Source organism: Streptomyces sp. NPDC048349 (assembly GCF_040651925.1).
Taxonomy (GTDB): domain Bacteria; phylum Actinomycetota; class Actinomycetes; order Streptomycetales; family Streptomycetaceae; genus Streptomyces.
This window is the reverse complement of the sequence record NZ_JBEZLA010000141.1, coordinates 1-3,493: the sequence shown is the minus strand read 5'-3', so window position 1 is coordinate 3,493 and position 3,493 is coordinate 1. Positions and strand designations below refer to the sequence as shown.

The following is a 3,493-nucleotide window of genomic DNA, read 5'->3' as shown; positions in this document are numbered from 1 at the left end:
TGGGCGTCAAGCTCACCACCCTGCGTCCGGAGCAGGCCGAGTACATCGGCGTCAAGGTCGAGGGCCCGTACAAGCCCGACCACTACCGCTACTGATCCCCGCACGGCAGTAGCAGCGGCAGGAGCAGCAGCACGTCACGCAGGCCCCCGGCGAGATGCCGGGGGCCTGCCCCGTACCCATCCAAGGACCGACACGATGCCCCGCGGCCGCTACTCCCTCCACGACCCGCACGACCACACCCCGCTCGGCGAGGAGCACTTCCACTGCGCCCCCGGCCCCTCGGGCTGGCGGTACGTCGCCCAGCTGACCGCCCCGAACGGCGACCACCGGGGCTCCGTCGACCTGGCCATCGACGAACTCGGCCGCCCCATCCGCCTCGAGGTGAACGCCTCCAGCTGGCAGGTCCGGGGGGCCGCCATCGACGGCGTCACCTGGGTCCGTACCGACCCCACGGGCGCCGAGGCCACCGAGGGCAACGTCCGCGCCCCCGGCTTCACCGGCACCTCACCGGCCTTCCTCATCGCGACGGCCCGCCTGCTGCGCCTGACACCCGGAGCCCCCGCCACCCGCGTCCGGCTCCTCGCCCTCACCGACCCCGTACTGGCCCCCCGCACGGTCGACCAGGCCTGGGCCCTGCTGCGCCGCGAGGAGCACCCCACCGACAGCGGCCCGCTCCTGGTGGACGAGTACCAGATCAGCGCCCTGGACACCGGCGAGGTCCACACGGTCCACATCGCGGGCGACGTGGTCCTGTCCGCCCCGGGCATCGAACTCGAACACCTGGAGACCCCGCCCTCGACCTTCGAGGAGTGACGTCCGGTCAGAGGCCTAGGTCGTCTCTTTCGGATCTTGCCGGTTAAGCCCGCGTCGTCCGGTGCCGTGCATCGCAAGGCGGAGGGGCTCCCGTGTACTGGACGTACTCGGGAGCCCCGACAACGCAGCGAGGTGCGGTGCCGGGCGGCGCGGGTCTGGGGGCACCTCCCAGCGGTAGCTGGGGGAGCAAGATCCGAAATAGACGGCCTAGGCGGGCGGCGCGAACCCGCCGGCGCGCGGCGCCTCCGCCGGCGCCGCCACCGGCGCGGGAGCGACGTGCGGAACGGGCGCCGGACCGGCCAGGGGGCCGGGACCGGCCGCGGCCACGGGATCTCCCGCGAGCACGGGGGCGTACCCCGGGCCGGCGCCGTACCCGGCCGCGGGAGCCGGGGCGAATCCGGCCGCGGCAGACGGGGCGGCGGCCTGCCGGAACGCCCGGGCCGCATCCCGCGACTGCCGCTCGTGCACCACGGCCATCAGGAACGCGGCGGCAGGCACCCCCACCGGCGCGGGTGCGCCGGTCCGCGCGACCAGATCGTCCGCGAGCCGCGCCGCCATCGCCGCACCCACCCGGGGATCCAGCTGGTCCATGCGCGTCAGGTACTGCCGTACCGCCAGCCACAGCCCGTCCGGCACCGCCGACAGATCCAGCCCGCTGAACCGCCCGGCCAGCCACGGCGGCGGCGGGGGCACCGGCATCACGCGCGCCCCCGGCACCCGCTCCCGAACGACCAGGGTCCCGGCGAACACGTCACCGAGCCGCCGCCCGCGCGCCGATACCAGCGAGGCGATGCACGCCACGGCCCCGAAGGTCATCAGCAGCTCCACGACCCCCATGGCCCCGCGCACCAGCGCATGGCGGAACCGGATCGGCCCGCCGTCGTCCCGCACCACCCGCAACCCGCAGGCGAGCTTCCCCAGCGACCGGCCGTGGGTCAGCGTCTCCACCGCGATCGGCACGCCGACCAGCAGCAGCACGAAGGACGCCACCGTCACGGCCGCCTGCGCGGCTTCGTCGAGCGAGGAGATCGAGAAGGCCAGGCCGATCGACAGGATCACGTACCCGGCGATGTAGACGACCAGGTCGAGGACGATCGCCAGCGCCCGGCTCGGCAGCCTCGCCGGCCTCAACCCCAGGACGACCGCGTCCCCCGTCACCAGATCGCTCACCGCAGCACCTTTCACGTGACCTGCCCCGCCCCTGAGGCATCCAGTCTGCCAAGCTGACCACACGAGGAATAGCCAGCAGCAGGGGCACTGGGGCAGGGGAGCGGCAACCGGATGGATCTCGACGTCTTCGTGACGGCACACCGCGCGGAATGGGACCGCCTGGAGCAGCTGCTGGGCCGCGGCCGCAAGCTGACCGGCGCCGAGGCCGACGAACTCGTCGCCCTCTACCAGCGCACCTCCACCCATCTCTCCCTCGTCCAGTCCAGCGCCCCCGACCCGATGCTCACGGGACGCCTCACCCAGCTGGTCGCCCGCGCCCGCGCCACCGTGACGGGCACCCGCCGCGCCGGCTGGCGCGACGCGGTCCTCTTCTTCACCGTGGGCTTCCCGGCCGCGGTGTACCGCACCCGCCGCTGGTGGATACCGACCGCGCTGCTGTCCACGGCCCTCGGCGTCCTCATCGGCTGGTGGATAGCCACGCACCCGGAGGTCCAGGGCGCCATCGCGGCCCCCGACCACCTCAAGGAGCTCACGAAGCCGGGGGGCCAGTACGAGACGTACTACTCGAGCCACCCCGCGGGCTCCTTCGCCGCCCAGGTGTGGACGAACAACGCCCAGGCGGCGGCGATCTGCCTCGTCCTCGGTGCCTTCCTCGGGCTCCCGGTGCTCTGGATCCTCTTCCTGAACATGGCCAACCTCGGTGTGGGCCTGGGTCTGATGGCCTCCGCCGGCCGACTCGACGTGTTCCTCGGTCTGATCCTCCCGCACGGCCTGCTCGAGCTCACGGCGGTCTTCGTCGCCGCCGGCACTGGTCTGCGCCTGGGCTGGACGGTCATCGACCCGGGCCCCCGCACCCGCCGCACCGCCCTCGCCGAACAGGGCCGAGCGGCCCTCGGCATGGCCATCGGCCTCGCGGCGGTCCTCTTCGTCTCGGGCCTGATCGAAGGCTTCGTGACCCCGTCCGGCCTGCCCACCTGGGCCCGCATCACCATCGGCGTCGTCGCCGAGGCCGCCTTCCTGCTCTACGTCTTCATCCTGGGCGGGCGGGCCTCCCGCGCCGGCGAGGCGGGCGACGTGGAGGCCGCCGACCGCACGGCGACGCTCCCGACCGCGGCCTGATGTGCGTAGGTGCCCGACGAGCTGCTAGTCTCTCGTCGTCCCGCAAGCCCTCTTGACAGGGTGCGAGCGGGGAGGTAGATTTCAACGGTTGCCGCGGACTGGACAAGCTCGACGGCGACGGCTTACAATCTTTCTCGCCCCTGCAAGGAATGGAATTCCGGCGGGGCGCACTCGACTCCTCATTCAAGGATCCGAAGCCGGTAAATCCGGTGGAAATCCTCTGATAGAGTCGGAATCGCCGGAAAGGGAAAGCGCGAAAGCGCAGAACCTGGAAAGCACCGAGGAAATCGGGCCCGAAGAGTCTGATAGAGTCGGAAACGCAAGAACACAGAACGAAAGCCCGGAGGAAAGCCCCAGCCAGTGTTGCTGAGGGTGAGTACGAAGGAAGCGT

The 3,493-nt window shown here is 72.1% G+C and carries 4 protein-coding genes; 3 read left to right on the top strand and 1 reads right to left on the bottom strand.

What is annotated here, in order from left to right:
• The coding region (locus AB0D44_RS34275; protein ID WP_351650166.1) for an adenosylhomocysteinase at positions 1–95 on the top strand (95 nt) is incomplete at its 5' end.
• Positions 96–195: 100 nt separating this feature from the next.
• Complete coding sequence (locus AB0D44_RS34270; RefSeq protein WP_362598799.1) at positions 196–813, top strand: hypothetical protein; 618 nt, start codon at positions 196–198, stop codon at positions 811–813.
• 207 nt (positions 814–1,020) lie between these two features.
• On the opposite strand, the gene AB0D44_RS34265 is transcribed toward AB0D44_RS34270, so the two are convergent.
• The gene (locus AB0D44_RS34265) at positions 1,021–1,983 is read right to left on the bottom strand and encodes an RDD family protein (protein ID WP_362598796.1); all 963 of its coding nucleotides are present in this window, start codon (positions 1,981–1,983) and stop codon (positions 1,021–1,023) included.
• Between the two features lie 111 nt (positions 1,984–2,094).
• Between AB0D44_RS34265 and AB0D44_RS34260 the strand changes: the two genes are divergently transcribed.
• Positions 2,095–3,102: a stage II sporulation protein M gene (locus AB0D44_RS34260; protein WP_362598793.1), complete on the top strand. Its 1,008-nt coding sequence runs from the start codon at positions 2,095–2,097 to the stop codon at positions 3,100–3,102.
• Positions 3,103–3,493 lie beyond the last annotated feature (391 nt).